Annotated in this window: 12 protein-coding genes; all 12 read right to left on the bottom strand. The window is 31.8% G+C overall.

What is annotated here, in order from left to right; all coding sequences use genetic code 11:
• Positions 1 to 20: 20 nt before the first annotated feature.
• The 12 genes from O5O44_RS07505 to O5O44_RS07450 all read right to left on the bottom strand — a co-directional run bounded on the left by O5O44_RS07505 (position 21) and on the right by O5O44_RS07450 (position 20,725).
• Positions 21 to 3,374, bottom strand: coding sequence for a TM0106 family RecB-like putative nuclease (locus O5O44_RS07505; RefSeq protein WP_289196387.1), 3,354 nt, complete (start codon positions 3,372 to 3,374; stop codon positions 21 to 23).
• A 229-nt stretch (positions 3,375 to 3,603) separates the two neighbouring features.
• Entirely contained in the window at positions 3,604 to 3,885 is a 282-nt protein-coding gene (locus tag O5O44_RS07500; protein WP_289196386.1) for a DUF6804 family protein, read from the bottom strand.
• A 7-nt stretch (positions 3,886 to 3,892) separates the two neighbouring features.
• Positions 3,893 to 4,432: a hypothetical protein gene (locus tag O5O44_RS07495; protein ID WP_289196385.1), complete on the bottom strand. Its 540-nt coding sequence runs from the start codon at positions 4,430 to 4,432 to the stop codon at positions 3,893 to 3,895.
• Between the two features lie 2 nt (positions 4,433 to 4,434).
• Positions 4,435 to 6,204: an AAA family ATPase gene (locus O5O44_RS07490; protein ID WP_289196384.1), complete on the bottom strand. Its 1,770-nt coding sequence runs from the start codon at positions 6,202 to 6,204 to the stop codon at positions 4,435 to 4,437.
• Positions 6,205 to 6,891, bottom strand: a complete 687-nt coding sequence (locus tag O5O44_RS07485; RefSeq protein WP_289196383.1) for a hypothetical protein — start codon at positions 6,889 to 6,891, stop codon at positions 6,205 to 6,207.
• A gap of 12 nt (positions 6,892 to 6,903) precedes the next feature.
• Entirely contained in the window at positions 6,904 to 9,429 is a 2,526-nt protein-coding gene (locus O5O44_RS07480) for an Hsp70 family protein (protein ID WP_289196382.1), read from the bottom strand.
• Positions 9,430 to 9,443: 14 nt separating this feature from the next.
• Positions 9,444 to 10,382: a hypothetical protein gene (locus O5O44_RS07475; protein WP_289196381.1), complete on the bottom strand. Its 939-nt coding sequence runs from the start codon at positions 10,380 to 10,382 to the stop codon at positions 9,444 to 9,446.
• Between the two features lie 11 nt (positions 10,383 to 10,393).
• Entirely contained in the window at positions 10,394 to 11,917 is a 1,524-nt protein-coding gene (locus O5O44_RS07470; protein WP_289196380.1) for a hypothetical protein, read from the bottom strand.
• Positions 11,918 to 12,707: 790 nt separating this feature from the next.
• The gene (locus O5O44_RS07465; protein ID WP_289196379.1) at positions 12,708 to 13,067 is read right to left on the bottom strand and encodes a DUF6567 family protein; all 360 of its coding nucleotides are present in this window, start codon (positions 13,065 to 13,067) and stop codon (positions 12,708 to 12,710) included.
• A gap of 280 nt (positions 13,068 to 13,347) precedes the next feature.
• Positions 13,348 to 14,013, bottom strand: a complete 666-nt coding sequence (locus tag O5O44_RS07460; RefSeq protein ID WP_289196378.1) for a DNA-binding response regulator — start codon at positions 14,011 to 14,013, stop codon at positions 13,348 to 13,350.
• Positions 14,014 to 14,016: 3 nt separating this feature from the next.
• Positions 14,017 to 15,936, bottom strand: a complete 1,920-nt coding sequence (locus O5O44_RS07455; RefSeq protein ID WP_289196377.1) for a tetratricopeptide repeat-containing sensor histidine kinase — start codon at positions 15,934 to 15,936, stop codon at positions 14,017 to 14,019.
• 121 nt (positions 15,937 to 16,057) lie between these two features.
• On the bottom strand, positions 16,058 to 20,725 hold the full coding sequence (locus tag O5O44_RS07450; protein WP_289196376.1) for a BspA family leucine-rich repeat surface protein: 4,668 nt from the start codon (positions 20,723 to 20,725) through the stop codon (positions 16,058 to 16,060).
• Positions 20,726 to 21,004: the final 279 nt, after the last annotated feature.

The raw sequence follows: 21,004 nt of genomic DNA, 5'->3' as shown, positions 1-21,004 counted from the left end.
TTGCTTAAAGTGAATTATCCTTAAGTAAGTTCTTTAAATCTACAAAAGGCATTCGCCAATTTAATTTGATATGGACTTTTACACTCTGCTTCAAAAATTTCTGGGTTCGCCACCATAATAAATCGAGTTCTGGCTCTAGATACAGCAACGTTAAAACGATTTGGGCTAAACAGAAAATCCATACCACGTGGGGCTTCATTGGAATTAGAAGTGGCTACAGAATAAATAACAACAGGTGCTTCCTGCCCTTGAAATTTATCAACGGTTCCGATTTCCATAGTTGGTAATTGCTGAGAGATAGCTTGAACTTGAGCATTGTAAGGTGTTATTATTTTAATATCACTAGATTGTAATGTAGCTTCCTCTCCGTTTTCGTTGATAAAATACACTTTACCATTGGTAAGCTGATTTACAATTTCCACAACTTTCTCAACTTCTTCTATTGATGAATTTGTATTTCCACTATGTTCAACTGGTTCTAAATACAAACCAGCACCTGCATATTTAGAACCAACTATTATCTGCTGGTCTAAATGTTCTTTTGAGTGTAATTTATTTTCATAAAATAGTTCAGAAACAAAAGCATTAATAGATGAATGCATTCGCCAAGTTTTAGCTAAAAAAACACCTTTTTCATCGGAAATGGTCTTCTTGCCCTGCAAAACGTGCTCCAAAACAGAAACTTCAGTACCATCTGGGTGCACTCCTTGTTGTGGTTGTTTTAGTTGTTGAGGATCACCTAATAACACTAAATTTGAACAACAATGAGATACTGCAAGTGTATCAATTAAAGATAATTGTCCTGCTTCATCCACAAAAAGGTAATCTACACTATCTTCGTAAGGCACCTTACTCCACATAAACGATGTGCCGGCAATAACATCTACATTTCCTATTCCTGCTTGGATAACATTCTCATCTTTACTAACAGTCCAAGGGCAGGGGTTTTCTTGATCTGGTTCATTTTTCTGTAATAATTGAATATCAATCCCTTGTTCTTGAGCTGCTTCCCAAACTTTAGTAAGCAGGTTTGCTATAACCTTATGACTAAGTGCTGTAATGCCTATTTTCTTACCTTGCTCAACCAAACGAACAATTAAATAACTACCTGTAAAACTTTTACCCGCCCCAGGTGGGCCTTGAATAGGCAAATAGCTATTGCCTAATTTTTCAGCAAAATCAATTGTTCTTTTAAGTATATCTTTAGTTTCAATAAGCTGATCTTTCAAACTTGGTGGATTATTCATTAACAATTGCCGTACTGCACTATATTTTTCTAAATCACTATCTATACCATTATCAACAACCCATTCTGCAAAGTTAATTATAGACTCTTCCTTAGTTCTAGTATTAATATTCTCTAAACTCATGACAGAAATAGGATGTGGAAACTCTATTTTAGATGGTCCTTTTTTTATCTGAATGATACCTTTATCTAGATCAATCGAATGAATAGTACCCAACTTATTACTTTCTTTATCCTCCAAAGAATGTCCTTCGCGCAGATCACATTCTTGCCGAGGAAAAGTGTAAGTATCTATAAAACTTCTTTTTATGGGTTCTCGAATTCCTGTGAATTGAAGAAAAGATAATGCCTTGCGTTCGTCTAATAGCTCATCTTCAGGAAGCTCCTTCAATCTAAAAAATTCCCACCAGAATGACTTTTTCTCTCTACGATACCAATCTAACATATGCGCCAGAATATATTTAGCTTGTTGAACTCTATTACGTTCTTCTTTTAATAATGGAACATCATTTAACAATGACTCCATAATTGGTAGTATTCGTTCTTGATGGGCTGTAATGTTTTCACTTGCCTCTCCATCTCCATCATCTGGTCGTGTGATATTTACGCCTTCTATTACAAGATTATTACGTAAACCCTCTAACCATTTTTGAAGCCGAACTAAAGACTCACAGTCATCTTGATTATATAGTTGTACAGCGTCTTTCGTTTCATTTGTTAACTCCTCAATATTTCCAGTTTGCAGAAGAAACTCTAACTGTGCTTTCATACTTGATACTTTGCGTAAATCCATCTTTCTTTCATAACCAAAAAATATCTCCAAGTCCTTAATTGAATACTTTTCAACACTAGCTCGAACGGATTGACGCACCACACTGTATAGGTCTACAAATGTGTTTGATCTTAAAAAAATATCTATCTCATTTTCACGAGAGGCATATTTCCCCATTAGCCGTTTCAACGCTGTAACTTCGTAAGGTGCATAGTGGTATATATGCAGAGAAGGATCTTCTTTTTTTAAATTAAAGGCAAAATCTACAAATTCTTCAAAAATTAATTTTTCTTCGGCTTCATCTTTTGCCCAAAGTGCGCAGTACAGGCCTTTGTGCACATACCCTATCATATATTCGAGACCATTGGGTTCAACCATGTGATCTCCTTCAAAATCTAGGTAAATATCATTAACAGAGGGTTCTGGTAGTTTGTTTAACCCCTTACCTTCTTCAATTTCTAATATTTCATATATTGGTTTATACCCCTTTTCTCTGGAACTGTATTGTATTCTTGCTTGTTCCCTAAGCTTATTGTACGTTTCTTTGACGCCTTTAGAAGGTTCAAAAGGTATAGGCAAGTCTATTTTAGCTAGCTTTTCTAAAGTATCAACATCATGTAATTTAAACTCCTTCATTTGAGAAGATCCCATTCCAGCAACAAAAGTTAAATGATCATCTTTCCTGCGTCTTGAATTACAATTTTTCCACCACCTACAAACATCGCAATGACCAACAGGATCAGGGTAAGTTTCATAATCGTTGACGATTGCGTCTTCAAGATTTTTTTTGACCAATCGAATATAGGCCGCATAATCATCAATTCGATACTGCTCAATACCTTCAGGCTTTATAACGCCCATGTGTTCTGGTATTGCCTCCTGAATTTGAGCAACGCGCTCCGAGTAAAGACCTATCTGTAAAATTGTACCGGCCTTTGTTTCATTTGCAAGTTTAGTGTCCCAAACTTCATAAGACCAAGCGCCTAATGCACTCGGTTTTGATACCTTTTTAAGAAAATCAGCCCATCCACTCCATTTACCTTCCTCCTTTAACCGTGCCTGATAAATAACATCAACACCAGCTTTCATCGCATCAATTGTATCTTTTTCTGCATTAGAATCATCTGGATTGATTTCTAAAACAGTCATTCCATTATCTTTAAGCTCTTGCAGATGTTTTTCTTCAAACTCAATACCTTTATCCTTGAGCATTGACAAAACATGATTTGTGTATACTTCGGGATCATTAATTTCACCTCTAGAATGTCTTTTGTTAAGTTGAGTTAGGTGTTTACAGCTGATGTGAGCTGATAAATCTGAAGGACTGTAATAAATTTGATTGTTTTTATTTTTCATGGGTGATTAATAAAATAGACTTTATTAGTATAAATTGAAAATAAAATTCAGTCTTATTCATAATTACATTTAAATACATAAAACCAATAATGGATTTTATTAATTAGAAAATAATTAAGTTTATCCTCCTAAACACAAAGCGTACATTTTTTAATTTTGTGTCATTATAAATAACATAAGCACTTGATCTTACTTTAATATCTCTTATAAAACCTTTACTATAGACAGTTTATACTTCGGACTTTTTAAATATTGTTATTATTAAACCCAAACCAACAATGACATCGACCACATTCCATAAATCTCTTCCTAACGCTATTTTAATAAATGGTTGAAAAAGTAACGCAAGTGCACCATAAACAATCATTTGAGTCTGTTTTTTCTGTTGATTTGATTTAAATGCCAAAACTCCGAATCCTATTAATGCGGTAAAACGGACAAATTGATAATATCCGTAAGGCATATCCAATAAACATATGAACATGAGAATTGCTAATGCAACCTTAATCATGATCTGACTATTCTTCATTGCTCTCTTTCAAACTGTCTAAAAGTTCATCATCAATCTCACTTATTAACTCAAATTCGTTAGAAATATGAGTGTCAAAGAAATCATCTTGAAGTCTCGCTAAATATGAGTCAGTAATAATGTCTTGCTCCAAATAGTCTTCAAAATCAGGATGCTTTTCAAGAATTGGTTCATTGTCAATTTTTAGTTTTGAACGAATTACTTTGAAAAACTTGATTTCGCTATATTCAACTTTTTCGTCTGCTTTTATTGTGTCAATTGCAACTTCAATCAAGTTAAGCTCATTGGCTTCTGTCAATTCAGAAGTTGTTAGCTCATCAAAATAATCTCTCATAAATTGATGTCCATCTTTATTGATTGCAATTAAAAGATTGTCCATTTCGGTATTTACATCCAAATTCCCAAAAGTCTTTTTCTCTTTATGTAAACGTTTAATCAGTTTTATTTCTCGCTTGTCTATGTCGCCATCACAAGCCATACAGGAAAAAGCTGTTTTAAGCAAAAGTTTGTCGAATTGTAATGTTTCCATATCTAATTGTTTTTAAAACCGATTCTTGGTCGGTCGTTTGTATTTTCTGTTAAACCTTCCATTTTTGCTTTTATTGCGATATAACTATTCAAATCTTTTAGCGAAATAGAGGGTTTGTTATTCTTTATTGTTTCAAGCAAAATCTCCTTTGAAATTCTTGACTTTAACTTTAATGCTGTCCTTGAAGCTTCATCACAAAGAAATTTAATGTCGCTCGAAACATAGTTTTCTGTTTTCCTTGCTAACTCGGAATAATCTAAACCAATCTCTCTTGGTCTTTTCTCCAAGTATAATTTAAACATCAATTCACGAGCTTCAAAATCTGGTGGTGGTAAATAAATTACTTTGTCCAATCTTCCTGCTCTCAAAATAGCTGGGTCAATTGAATTTGGTCTGTTGGTTGCACTAATAATGAAAATGCCATCTTCACCACAATTATTCATTTGTGCTAAAAATTCATTAACAGCACTTGTGTTCATATGATTAACACTCGAATTATCACGATTTGGAACAACTGCATCTAATTCATCAATAAAAATTATACTTGGTGCATTTTCACGAGCTTCATCAAAAATATCTTTAATTTGTTCTTGTGTTTGATTTACATACTTGCTTTGAATGTCGGAAGGTTTTAATTGATAAAAGCTAAATCCTATTTCTTCTGCCATTCGTTCTGCAAAAAATGTCTTTCCACATCCTGGTGGTCCATATAGTAACATTCCGTTAGGAATTGTTAAACCATATTCTGCATAACGTTCTTTTTCGTTTAAAGCATCAATAACGTCAAGTTGGATTGTGTCTTTTAATTCCTGCATTCCTGCAATAGCTGAAAAACCTCTTCCTTTTTTTATTTCTTTTAGTTTAGGTTTTGAAGTCTGTTTTAGCGAAGACAATTGAACTTCCAATTCACCGTTAATAGCTTTTACAAAATCAATTACATTTTTAAAACGATGTTCCGCATTTGGTTGTAAAGATTTGTTAATGATATTTTGGGTTTGTTCGTCATTAATGTTTGAAAATTTTAAAGGCTTTTTTCGTTCGCCAATAACCACATCTTCTAACTTTACGGCATCAGCCTTGTATTTGGAAATTTCAACAAACCAAGGTGGTAATCCTTCTAACAAATGATAATACAAAGCTCCAACCGAAAACACATCACTTTGCACAGAAAAGATTTTATTAAATGCTTCATTCGCTTGGTAAAATGGATTTAAACCATCTTTCAAAAATTCCTTATTAGATTGACTTAAAAAACGAGCATAACCAAAATCAATTATTTTTGGAATAGATATTTTACCTGATAAATCCAACATCACATTTAAGTTGGTAATATCGTTGTGGATGATTGGGTTGTTTAAAGAATGTAAATACTTCAATCCGTTTAAAACTCCTAAAATGATGTCTTTTGCTTCGTAAATATTTAGTGATTGTTCACGTTTTAATCTATCCGCCAAAGTTTCACCACTAATGAAATCAAGAATAGCATAAGCATATTTTTGACCATCAAGAGGTAATTCACCGCTATCACAGAATTTAACTAAATTAGGATGTTTGATTTCCTTTAAAATCTCAACTTCCAAAACTTCATCATTTTCGGTAAACTGTGTTCTATTCAATTTTGAATACGCAAACAGCTTCAATAATTTGGTTTTTCCTTCTTGGTCTTTTACTCGATAGGTCTCTGCATAACTTCCCTTTTTAAGAAAGAACGTTACTTTGTACTTATCATCAATGGATTGACCTTTGGACAATATGTTGTTCTGTTTATTCATTCAAAAAGCTTCTTCAGGATTGCTAGGTCGAGTACTGAAGTTTCCATTTTGTTGTAAAATTAGCTCATACGTTAATACATTATTACTTAAATGCTGAGGGTCATCTTTACCGAAACTCTCGTTTGTTATAAATCCTCCTTTCATTTCTCCTCCTTTCATTTCTTTGTTTGGATTCCATCCTTTACCATAGTAAAAGAATGTTTGATATGTACCATTAGGGAATGAAAACGTATAACTGTTTCCTGAATTAATGAAGGCGTGACGAACTACCCGATTATTCTTTTTAATTGTTACAATCACATCAGAATTACTTGTCCTTACTTTAATCTGTGAACAACCATAATCATCACAAGACGAATTGCCACCGTAATAGCGAGAATAAGGTGTTGCACCTGTTCGAAGGGAATTATTAATATACTTTTCATAAATGGCTTTTTCCCTTCTTTCTTCTTCAAGACGAGCTTCTCTAGCAATGCGTTCTGCTTCTTCTTTTTTTTCTCGCTCTATTCGTTCTTGTTCCAATTGAAATGCACGTTCTGCTTCTTCTGCTTTTCGTTTTTCCTCTATTTCAACTCTTTGTTGTTCTTCTTTTGCTAAACGTGCTTTTCTATCTGCTTCACTTTCGCAAGAAGAAAGAATAAAGACAAAACAAATAAGCGGCAGAAATAATGCTGTTTTTAATTTCATAACTTTAAATATTTATCCAACTAAAACAGAATCGTCTCCGCTTGGTCTTTCTTCCATTGGTAATAAATCATAAAGCGAAACAACAATCGGTCTTAAATCATTGACATTTGGATTTTCGCTAATAATTTGTAACCCTTTGTTTACTAATGTTCTTGCTCTATTCGAATCAGCCCAATGCAATGAGTGGAATTCACTATCAAATCCTCGAAGAATACCAACTAATTGATAAATCATGGTTAATTGGAAAAAGAAACCTCCAATTTCTTCTAAAAGTACATTTCCGCGTTTAACGTCTTTTGCTCGAATGACTTCATCTAATTGTGAACGGAATTGATTGACTACTTGATTAGTTTGCTCGTTACCTAATTCATTGTTGGCTTTTTCTAATCGATAATATTCCTCTTTGAGTTCTTCTTCCAATTTAGGCCACTCGGTGGTCGCGTTCAGTTCATCAATGGTTTTTAATGATTTTCTTAAACTGGTTAAAACTTCCTGTTTCCCATCAACATCGTTTTTGTTGTTTTCAAACGCCTTTTCAATCTGTGCTATTTCTGCTTCAACTTTCTCCAATTGGCCATTTTGAGAATTACCATCTTCTTTCAATTCAGCAATACTTCCTTTTGCTTTTTTGATTTCATTAGCTAACCAAGATGTTTCAATTGATGAAACTGTTCTTTCTACAAAAGCTTCATAAGTAAAGTCTAAATATGGAAAGTAGGCATTTACAGTAATTTGTTCAGACCTATCTATATTAACAGTCAAATCTACATCTTGATTTTCAGGTAGAAGTGAAGGCAAATCAGCACCACTAATTATAATATCCTTTACGTGATGATTATATATTGCTCTTGTTCCTTCAGCGTTATGCTCTCCCTCATAAATCGGAATTTTAATAAAATCCGAATCCATTCCTGGGCGAATTTGCTTTTGGGTTTTTAGTCCATTTCTTGTACCAACAGCTGGTATCGATTTGTTTTTTTCTAAATTTTTTAATGTCGAGAAAACAACTTTACCCGTTGCTCTACTTTTTATTTCAATTCCTACATTGAAAGGTAGCGTAGCACTTCCAATTTTTGAACCTTGAATTACACTAAACGATGATGGTTCACATTCCAAAATATTTCCTTTATTATCATAAAGCACTACTTCAAAAATATTGGTTTTACCCTCGTTCAGTTGGATTTCTACCACTTCACCAATGGTGTTAATCTCTACCTTTCCACTTGACCAAGCTTTGTCTCCTCTTGTAACTTCTGCAAAAACGGTTACAGGAATGCTACCTTCCGTTTTATCTTCTAAAATTTTAATAGGAACAAATTCTTCAGTTTCAACTGTTGATGCTTCGTGTGCTATTTCAAGTTGAATTTTTGTTTTGTCTCTTGTTTGTTCTCTTACTTCTTCAGAAACGTCAACAGTTGATGCGTATAATGCAGCTCCTTTTGAAACTACTGTCATTGGGTCTGCACTTGTATCAGGTTTGCAAATTTGTTCTTCCAACATTTTTCTTAATACAGGCGAAAAAGTTGGTCCACCAACAAGAATTAGAGAATCTAAATCAGCACCTTTTAAATTTTTACGCTTTAAAAGACTTAAACTAACGTCAATTGCTTTTTGAAAAACAGGTGCAACAGCCTTAGTTATATCTACTTGGGTAACAGTAATGTCTAACTCAAATTCTTCGCCTTCGTCATCTTCTCCTGGAATATCACCTAAATCTGAAAGGATATTATGTGTATCATTAAAAGAAAGCTTTATTTTAGTTTCCTCTGCATAAAATTTCATTGCATTACGCAGAATTTGCTTTTTTGTATCATCTGCTAAAATGGAATCTATCACAAAATTTTCTTGGATGTATGGTAAAATGATTTCATCAACAATAGCAAAGTCCAAATTTTTACCGCCCAAATAATTGTCACCTTCGGTGTCAATTACTTTCATAATACCTTCTTCTACTTTTAGTAATGCTGCATCAAATGTTCCACCACCAAAGTCAAAAACTAACCAAAAGCCATCTTTTTTATTAGAATCCAAACCATAAGCCATTGAAGCTGCCACAGGCTCTTGTAACAATTCGATATGATTGAAACCTGCTAATTTTGCGGCTTCTCTGGTTGCTTCTTTTTGATTGTTTTTGAAAGCCGCAGGAACTGTTATGACAATAGAATTTACATTTTCATCTTTTACAAAAGATTTTAGCGTTTTAAGGACTTCTGCAGACAATTCTTCACTCGAAAGTTCTTTCTCAAGATTGGAACTTTGATATTTTTTGTCAGTTCCCATTGTACGTTTGAACTCAATAAAAGCATTTGATTGAAAAGTATCAGCACCTTTCATTGATTTCAATTTGTCTCGTTTTAAGGCATTATAAGCACTATCTCCAACTTGAATTGCTTTCTTTTTGTTGATATACACACAAGAGGGCATTGTGTCTTTTAATGTATCCGTTTTTTTAATGGTTGGCTCTCCATTTTCCATTCTTGAAATAGCGGAATTAGTTGTGCCTAAATCAATTCCGTAGTCAATTTTAGTTCTTGCCATTTGAAAATATTTTTTTATGCTTCTGTTACTTCTATTTGTGCTGTTTGAATCATTGTTCCTTTGTAATTTACTTGTGGTTTAATGATTCTTGTTATAACTCTTTTTCCTTCTTCAAAATCTTCATCTTGAACAAAGTTTACTGTTGCTTTCATTCCTTCATTATATTCTTTACCAAGCATATCTACCAATTCGTAACCATTAGAAGCAAAATTGTCTTGAATACGTTTTACGGAAGAATTTAACTGTTTTAAACCTTTGGTTTTTTCATCCATTCTACTCAAATTCTTTTGAATACGAATAATTTCATCTGCAACTTTCAAAGCCAACGAATGGTCTGCTTTTTCTGTCGATGAAACTGGTTGTGATTTGCTTGCTTCTTGTTGCAGTTTTAATTGTGTTTCTAAAACTTCTACCAATTTGTTGTCCAATTTTATACTTTCCTCTTCAAGTGAAGCTTTGGTATTTCTAATTTGAGTTTCCACATCTGTTTTGCTTGAAGTGATGCGTTTGCCCAATAACCAATAAATCAAACCGCCTAAAAGAAGTGTTCCTAAAGTCGCAATAATCCAATACAAACGATTTTTCTCAACACTACTATCTAATTCTGCAATTTGAGAATCTGCTTTCTTTTCTGTGTCTTGAATTTTAGTCCCAAGTTCTTCGGAATTGGTTACAATGTTTTGCTTATTGGTTTCAATAAGTTGACTCAAACTATCAATAGTAGCGTTTAAGTTTTTATTTTCAATTTTCAAACTAGAAATTGTTTGACCTTGCTTTACAATCGTATAGTTTTGACTGTTTAACTTTTTGGTTAAGTCATCAATTTCTTGTTGTTGCTTTAATAAATTGCTTTGTATAGTTGGTATTTCTTTAACCAAAATTGAATCATGTTGCTGTTGTGCAAAAAGATTACTTATTGTGAATATTGATATTATGAGAATAATTCTTTTCATATTTGTAACTTTTAATCGAATATTACGGATAGTAACCAAATGATAAATAATATAATAGCAAATCCAATAATTCGGCTAAAAATCTCTCCTAAACAACCACCTGATGCATCATTTGCACTTGATGCTGTGTCGACAGCTGTCCTACCTATTTTTTTTGCTGTAGATTTAGCTTGAGCTGCTCTAACATCCTTCCAATAGCAAAGATATTTGACTTTATTAATTTGAATTGGACCAAGTTTACTAAAGAGAAAATCAACAAGATTTTTGTAATCTAAAACTTTGCTTTGGTTCGAACAATTTTGAATGATTGCAACATCATTTGCACTTATGCCATTGCTCAGAACTTCTACAACCTTTGACCAATCAAGACAATTAGCCTTCATTTTATCTACTTTAGAGTAATTTATGGTTTGATTGTACGACATTGTCATAAGCATTTGAGATACTTGATTATCAATTTCACTTATGGCTTTCTCGTAAGCTAATTTTATTGAACTCAATAAAGTGACTGCTTTATTAACCTCTTGGTCTTTCATTTCTTCAAGAGTTGCGAGACAATCTTTTGCTTTATCCTTTGTAAGCTTTCCAGTAGCAATTCTATCTGCAATCTTTGTTAATTTTTGGGCTTGATCTAAATAGTTCTCATTTGAATTGTTTTCTCGACTTTCATTGAAATAATCTATACCACATTGCATTATTTCGTTAGCCAATTTATCCGCAACTGCTTGATATTCTATGTCCACATTTCCAAGTAAAGAATTTAAAAAAGATAAATCGTCTTTACAGTCAGTCACTAATTTCAATCCAAATTCATAAGCATCGCCATTGGCTGCTCTTCGTTTCTTTTTGCAGCTTTTGATTTGGTTTTCGATTTTATGAAGCGGTTCTTCTGCTAGTTTTTTAAATAAATACTGTTTTATATCTCCCTTGCATCCACTAAAAAGCTCCAAAGTATCTGAACTTGAATATCTATTTTTTAATTGAGTCAGCAATTCATCTATCAGTATTTCGGACTGTTTTTGATTGTCAATTGTATAGGTTTTATCTGCAACCGTATGAACAAAATTTTCAAAATAATCAGATTCAATTAGTTTGATTTTGGCTTCAATTCCTGCTTTAATATCGGTTTTGTATCTACTTAATAGCTTGTAAGTTCCTAAATTATTGAAAGCAGAATAATTTTTAGAATTAATATTCTTGTCGCTTGTGACTTTTTCCCATATTTCAACTGCTTTTTCTTTATCTCCATTTTTCAAGTACTCAATCGCAGTGTTATCAAACGGACTTACATTTAAAAACCAAAAGAGTGAGTAATTTACCTTTTCTTGATTTTGCTGTACTTTTGAAAATGCCTTGTTAACAGAATCCTCTGTTCTGGAAATATTAACTAGAAATTGAAAATCTAGGTCTGATTTAATTTCTTTTCCAACCTTAGTATATGCTTTGATTCTCCCTTTTTGCCTTTCAAATTCTCTTGTAGTTGCGCTTGATAAAATACCCGCAATTCGATAAGGATTATTATGGATTATATTCATCTTTATTAGAAGATTTTGAAAATTTTAAATGTAATGTATTTCGTTTTAAATTGAAAGGAAAAATACTATTAATAACAACTTAATCTGTCATTAATAGTATTAAATTCATATATAATAGTTTTATAACTTTGGTTTGGCTATATGTACTTATGCTTATAACATACCTCAAAAAAGAATTGATGAATTTCAATAATATTACTTCTTCCTATTTGTACAAGACCTTTCGTTTCTTTTAAAAATATATCTAACGGTCGTGCATTATAAACCAATTTCATTTCGAAAGAATATTTGGTCACAACATAAACATCTCCATTTAGCTTGAAAAACGGTAAAACCAATTTAATCTTGTTATTTATATCTTATTTACTACTTTACCATGAGACTCGTCTTTTCATTTTCTGATAAGTTTTTATCAAAAAAAAGCTTTGTCTATTCTCTCATCTCACATACCAACTTTTTTGTAGCGTCCTTTATGATTAATTCATACTCATTTTTTTTTAACTCCTTCATAACCTTTAAACTCTTTTTTGAGATTTATTTTATGTTCTTCTAAAAACTATTTAGTAGATTTTTTAGTCATACATCCTTCAAGACTAGGAGTATATTTAAGCTTATAAATTCTAGCAAATTCATTGAATTTAATTAATCAAGCATTTAAAAAAATATAAGAATGAAAACTTTTTTCATTGCTTTTAAGTTAAAAATTAAGCTTCATCAAATCTAAACCTTACAAAACACAAAACCTTACGGTATCCCGTAAGGTTCTTTAAAATCAAAATTGAACTATTATTTACTTGGTAAACTCAACAATTTGAGCAGAAACAATGACTTTGTATTTACTGACAAATGGAAAACCAGATTTTTTTATTTCAACGGTTTCATTAATAACGGTTCGGGAAGCTCCTTCCATATCAGCTGACGCCAACATTTGCTTTTTTGCTTCTGCTATTAAACCATCTTTAGATAATCCACCAATACCAAATATGTATTTGGCTTCTGCTTCGCCCTTAACAAGTTTAACTATTTTAAAATTATTTTGAGTTAAAACTACTTCGGTGTTGTGTTGGTTGTAATTTCTTGTTAATCCATGATGTGTTGCACAACTAGATAAGACAATTGAGGCTAAAACAATTAAGGCTATTTTCTTCATTAAAAATTAATTTGATTATTGAGTGCCTACTCCTGGTTATAGTCTGTTTTCGGCTTATTCCGACTTTTCTAAATCAAAACTATTACTCCATTCATTTAAAAACTTACGGCAATCCGTAAATACAATAAATATTTTTATAGAATTTGCATAAAAAAAGCATGCTTAAAAAACATGCTTTACTTTCCCTCTAATCCTTGTTGATAAGATTGAGTATTAATAGCAATACAAACTTATTTATAATTGATATAATTATTTTACGGAAAACCGTAGCAAAAAAAATTTAAATAATCCCGAAATCTTTAACAATGGCTACCAAATGGATGGCATTATTAGCTTTGAATTGATCCCGAAGTTTATTCAATCGTTTTTCAATAGAACTTAAACTACTTGGAGAGATATTCTGTTTTTTTAGATTTTTACTAATTTCATCTTGAGATAATCCTAAAGAAAGTTGTTTTAAGAGTTCGATATCGTAATCGTTAATCTCTAAGTTATTTTTTGGGTTTAGCGCGCTAGAAACTTCTTGCGAGAGGTATAAATTATTATTATAAACGGCATTTATGGCTTTTGACAATTCTGAAAGTCCTTTTCTTCCCTTACAGACATAAGCATTTACATTATAATCATTTACTAGGCTTCTTACTTTTTGAATACGATCTTCTACTGAGTAAACGATAGCCTTTAAATCTGGAAATTCTTGCTTTAAAACCTTAATAAGATCATCACCTGCTGTAATGCGTTCTTCACGGTGGTCAGATTTAAAGGATAAATCGGTAATAAGTAAATCAAAAGGTGCATCATCTAAAAGTGCTTTTTTGAATTTAAGATAGGCGTCATCGCAATATTGTACTTGAACAATTTCTTTACAACCTATTTCTAAAAGCGTATTATAAATACCCTTGTTGATGTCATCCATATCCTCAGAAACTAGAACTTTACTAAACATATTCTAAATTGTTATTTTTACTTTAAATCCCTTATTAACTTGAGAATCAAATGTAATAGTTCCATTTAGTGATACGATACGGTTTTCCGCATTTTGAAGTCCATTATGTTTTTTTATGCTACACCCAATACCATTATCGCTATAATTGATAATGAGTTTATCTTTTGATTTTTCAAACTTTAGCACAACTATCGTAGCATTACTGTGCTTTTTCATATTGGTCATTAATTCTTGAACAACCCTATATATTGCCGTCTTTTTTAAATCGGTTACAATATCCCAATTTAATTGCTTTAATCCCTTTGTGATGACACTTACTTCGCTGGAATGAAAGTTTTGTAATAAATCATTAAGGACCTCATCAAAATTTTCGGTTAAATCTATAATGCCACTTTCTTTTGAAATGTCTCTTGTTTTAGAATAAATCGATTCTAAATCGTCTAAAACAGTTTCTTCCTTGGCATTTTTACTTTGAAGCTTATTCATGACATGATAAATTTCATTGGCCACCTCATCATGTACCTTTTTTGAGATTCTAGTTTCCGTATTATAAACTTGAAGGAGTTTTTCTTTTTTGTGTTTTGATTTTATAATGATATATAAGAAAATAGTGAGCAAAAGACCTATTATTGTAATAGATTGAAAGATTGTTTTATTTAATTTTTCCTTTTCTGCTATAAGCTGACCTTCTTTAAACTTAAGTTCAATAGCACGTGCCTCCTGCTCTTTCTGAAAATAATTATACTTTATGTAAGCAAATTTATTTTCGTTGATTTGTTGAGCGTTCGCAATACTATCTGTTAACTTCTTGTACTCTTTAACCAAACTTACATCTCCAGTTTCTATTAAAAATGATAATGCCATGATCCTATCGATACTATTGCCTGTAACTAACGTCATATCATAGGCTTTTTTCGCATAATATGCCATTTCTGTTATACGCCCTCTATCTTTAAAATACTCAGCAATTGAGGTATAACTAGAAAACAAATCATGTGAATCATTATGTTTTTTCCTCATGTTTAACGCCATCATTAAATCTTCTAAAGCCTTTGGATTGTTAAATTTAGATTTAACAAAGGCCAAGTTATTTAAAGCACGTGCTATTTGTTTTTCATCATTTAATTTCAAACTATTATGATATACTTTTTCAAACTCGGCGGCTGCTAACTCAAACTTTTTCTGCTCTCTATAAACATTTGCTTTATTGTTATGAATAATGTTTATATGATGAATATCTGTTGCTGTTTCTAAAAGCTTATTATATAAATCAAGTGCGCCTTCATAATTCCCTAATTGATTGTAAATAATACCTAAGTGATTTGACAAACCAATACGCGCCTCTGAGGTTTTTGCATTAACAGGTAATTTATCGAGTATCTTAATGGCTTGAACCGCTGAAGATTCACTTTCATGTAATAACCCTAGTTTGTATTGAATACTTGTTATAAATCTTAAATCTCTTATAATGCCTAAACTATCGTTTAGTCTTATATTTAAATCTTTATGTTTTTGATAGTATTGAAAGGCATTAAGAAGGCTATCATTACGTCGGTTATAATCAGCCAATTTTCGGAAAGCTAATAATATTTTAGAAGTATCTTTTTCTTTATTGCTTATCTCAAGTAAAATTTGAGCAGTAGAAATGGCTTTATTATAATCTCCGATTTTTGAATACAGATAACTTTTACGATTTAAACCGTTTAATACAAAATCAATTTGGTTATGCTGGTTAGCCAAATCGATTAATCTATTTATCGCTTTTAACTTCTCGTCGCTAGTTTTTTGATTATCCTTAGATAAATCGTAATAATAATTTAAACTATCATTTAATTCTTGACCTTGAAGTTGAAAACTAAAAACACTCAAAAAGAATGAATAAAAGAAGAAAAAAAAGAGGAATGAGGTTTTTATAAAATTCATTCCCCAAAATTAACAACTAATATTTATTTAGAGTTTTAATTCAATAAAAAAACACATTAAATTAGTACAAATAATTTAATGTGTTCATTTTCAATAGAAATTTAAGTAAGACTAGAAAGTATTACTTCTTAACAATTTTTTCAGTAATAGTACCTAATTCATTTTTGATTTGTAAAAAGTAGACACCAGATTGATAGTTCATAATATCTAATGTATTCTCCCCTTGTTTTACGTTACCTGATTCAACAAGTTTTCCGTAGACATCTATAATCGAATAAGTACTATTTCTGTTTATTTTAACGTAGAGCAATTCATCAACTGGATTAGGATATAGAACTAACGCTTTTTCTTGATTATCAAGATAATCTGTACTCAATGTGCCATTTATTGTTATTTCACCAATACTAGGCGCTGCGGTAGAGATATCTGTATTGTTAATGTCTGAAATAGTAACATCCGTAAATGGAATGGAATATATTCCAGAACTCATATTGGACTCTATAAAAACAGGAATATTGAAAGCAAGACCTGTTCCTGAATCAATTATTGCAGCGGTTAACGAGAAGACGATAACTCTATAAGTATTTGTGTCTATTTCTTGAGCAGTTATGGTGAAACCGTCGAGTCTAGGACTGCCATTTATACTTGAAGGATTAAATGTAATGCCTTCTGGTAAAACAAAATCGAACTGTAAGCCTTTAACGTCATCTTCATTTTCTAAGTTTATTTCAATTGTTTCAGATGAGTTTGGAGCATAAGAAGCATTGTTGACTACTAAATAATTAGCACCAGCTAACCCTTTAGCAGCAGTTCCCGTAGTTTTAACTGTGGATGATTTTGCTGCAGGATTTAATATAATATCTTGAATACCTAAGACATCTAAAATATTGATGTTGTTATCAGAGTTAATATCAGCTAAGGCAAAATAAAATTGAGACGATGGATTTTCAAAAATATAATCCACTGTCCCTAATATATCTAATATATTAACTGCATTATCCCCATTTGCATCTCCCTTAGGATAGGTGTATACAGTAATTACACCATCTGCTATACATGAAGTTGATATGTCAAGATTATTAACATCAGAAAGTGTTACATTACTTATAGGTATTGCATACTCCCCAGCAACTGTCCCTTCATTAATGAATGTTGGAAACTTAAGAATTGATGTAATTCCAGCTGCAATGGTTTCATTTGTTAATGAAAACCCAACTACACGGTATGTATTTGCTCCAACATTAGACGCTGAGATTTGGAAATTTTCAGGTAGCCCTGTATTTATTATATCATTTGAATCAAAAACAAATCCTTCTGGAAATGTGATATCAAACTGAAATCCTTTGATCATTTCAGAGCTCTCTAAACTTAAACTAATATCATTTGATATTCCAACGAATCCATTTGCATCTTCAACAGATAAACAATTAACTATGATATCACTACAATCCAAACCGCCATCAGTTATTGTCCATCCATAAGTATTAATGATGTAATCTCGAGCAGATTCACTATTACAATAACTTGCATAGCCACCAGAGAAGATGACATTAGATTGCAAGGTGCCGAGTGCTGCCCAACTATTAAGAATTGAGTCATAGTTTTCAGTAGTTAAATTTGTTTCATTAAACATATTGTCCATATATGTAACATTGCTTACATTCCATTTGCTAATAGTCTGATTGAAACTAGAATTCTCGAACATAGAAATCATATCAATCACATTACTCACATCCCAATTTTCGATGGGTTGATTAAATTGGCTATATCGAAACATACCTTTCATATTAGTAACATTACTCACGTCCCAACTACCTATATTTTGGTTGAACGAACTATCAGTAAACATAGAATACATATCTGTAACACTACTAACATCCCAATTAGCTATATTCATATTGAATGAACTATTTCTAAACATATCTCTCATATCAGTAACTTTACTAACATCCCAATATTCAATAGATTGGTTAAATGAAGTTGCATTATGGAACATTTGTCTCATATTGGTCACATTACCTACATCCCAATTTTCAATGGGTTGATTAAAATTTTCAAAACCTGCAAATAAATTATTCATATCTGTAACTTTTGAAGTTGACACTTTAGTTACATCCTGATCATTCAAAATCATTTGTCTTAACATAGTTTCATCAACAACAGTATATATTATTCCATTAATTTCACCAGTATCTCCTACATTAGCCCAGTAGTGACATTTAATTGTAATACCATTATCAGCCAAATAAATTGGATTTAAGTTATTACAATCTTCACTAAAAAATGACTGAGTATCTATATTTGTCCAGTTGGAGGTGCTATACTCAGCATCATCTACTTCAATGCAGTTTAAATTATAAGTTTCACCATCTTCATTATTACCGCCATTATTTGAAGCGTCAAAATAGGTGAAATTGGTATTGTTTCCATTCTTCACATTCAAACTGCTTAAATTATTGTCACTGCAGTCCAAAAAGTTTAAAGCAGTATTACTACTTAAACTCAAGCTCTTTAATCTATTAAAATTACAATCCAATTCGACCAAGTCTGTATTATTGGATAGATTCAAAGTCTTTAAACGATTGTAACTACAGTTCAAATAAGTTAATGCTGTATTATTATCAATATTTAAACCATGATTCTCATCATTATGACTGCAATCTAAATAAGTTAAGGCAGTATTATTTTCAAAATTAAAATATTCAATAGAATTAAAACGACATTCTAGATGAGTTAAAGAGGGCCCGAAAGTTATTTCACCACCCCAAATACCTAAATCATTTTCATTACAAATCAAATGGGTTAATGATTCATTGTAACTTAGATTAGTTAAAGAATTAGAACTACAGTCCAAATAAGTCAAGGCAGTATTATTATCAAATGAAACGCTTATATAGTTATGGTCCGGACCAATGCCTAGACGATTATTATTACATTTCAATTCAGTTAAACTGATAAAATCTTCTATTCCTGTTAAATACGTTATACCTTTATCGCTAATATCCAAAGTAATAATCGAGGATACATCACTTGTAAAAACCTGCCCATTAATTATTCCATCACTATCGATATTCAAATCTATTAAGGCCTGCTCGAAATTGGCATCTGGTATTAATGTGATTTCACTGCAATCGAGACCTCCATCTGTAATCGTCCAACCAAAATTATTAACTAAAATATTTCTGGCACTTTCCCCATTACAATAAACAGAAAGTCCACCGTTAAAATCAACATTAGATTGTAACGTGCTAAGTGCCGCCCAACTATTTAAAAGATTATCATAGTTTGCAGTTGACAAAGAACTATTAGCAAACATCGAACTCATATCTGTCACACTACTTATATCCCAATTACTAATTGGTTGGTCAAAATTGCGTGCATATTGAAACATCCCATTCATATTGACAACATTACTAACATTCCAATTACTGATATCTTGGTTAAAGGATGCTGAACTAAACATGTTACTCATATTGGTTACACTACTAACATCCCAATTCCCGATAGGTTGATTAAAATATGTTGAACTAAACATACCACTCATATTAGTAACATTACTTACGTCCCAATTGCCAATAGGTTCATTAAAATACGCAGTACTAAACATATAACTCATATCAGTTACACTACTTACATCCCAATCGCCAATATACCCTTCGAAGCCAGTCTCAAGAAACATTCCGCTCATATTGGTTACATTACTCACATCCCAGTCACTAATATCTGTATAGACACCATCGATATATGCAAACATACCAGACATATCTTTTACATTGCTTACATCCCAACTACTAATATCATGATAAACTGGATGGTTATAAAACAAATATGACATATCTGTAACGTTACTAACGTCCCAATCACTAATGTGCCCGTATGTAACTTCAGCTGCTGGACGATCATAGTTCCATAAATCAACAGCTTCATGAATATTTGAATTTGTAAGAGGTGTTAAAGCACAACCAATACCACCATCTGTAATTGTCCAGCCATAATTATTAACTAAAATATTTCTTGCACTTTCCCCATTACAGTACAAAGAAAGTCCACCGTTAAAAACAACATTGGGCTGTAAAGTACTAAGTGCCGCCCAACTAGTTAAAAGATCATCATAATTTGCAGTTGACAATGAAACACCACTAAACATTCCACCCATATCAGAAACATTGCTAATATTCCAAGAACCTATTGGTTGGTTATAACTTGACCCAGAAAACATAACATGCATATTAGTCACATTACTAACATCCCAGGTATTTAATGGTTGGTTGAAACTTGAATTTTCAAACATACCACTCATATCGGTAACACTACTAACATCCCAATTGCCAATGTCCTGATTAAAAATAGAACCTGTAAACATGCCACTCATTGTAGTTACATTGCTAACATCCCAATTGCCTATGTCGCTGTTAAATCCTGTATTTACAAACACCCAGTGCATATCTATCACACTACTAACATCCCAATTGCCTAATGGTTGATTAAACGCTAATGCATTATAAAACATACCACCCATATCTGTAACACTGCTTACATTCCAATTACTGATATCAGCATTGAAATCAGTTTTACCCAAAAAAGCATTTGCCATGTTGGTCACATTACTAACATTCCAAGTGGGCATTGCTCCGTATTCTGAATCATTACACAATCCATCAATAGGATTTGTACTTAAACAGGTTTGTATAGCATCGTAAAAATTTGCGTCCGTAATAGGCGTTTGAGAAATTGAATAGTTAGAATAAAACGTAATAAAAAGAAATAATAAAAATGTAATTTTTCTCATGAGGAATGGATTAAATTAATTAACAGCACATAAATAGTTTGCACATAGTTTTGCAACTACGAAAAATTGATAGAGAGAGAATATTTACTACTTCTTGAAATGCTATTAAATTCAAGAATTTAGAAAGGGAATTAATGTTATTAATAAAACATAACAACTATAATAAACCTAACACAATAATATAAATAATTTGGGGAAAAATTTTACGGGATACCATAGGAACTTGTATCTCAAATGTAATAAAAATAAGTTAAAAATGTCAGTTTTTTTACAATAAAT

The organism is Algibacter luteus (assembly GCF_030344935.1).
GTDB lineage: Bacteria > Bacteroidota > Bacteroidia > Flavobacteriales > Flavobacteriaceae > Arenitalea > Arenitalea lutea.
Note: the sequence above shows the minus strand (reverse complement) of the source record. Positions and strands in the feature narration are given on the sequence as shown.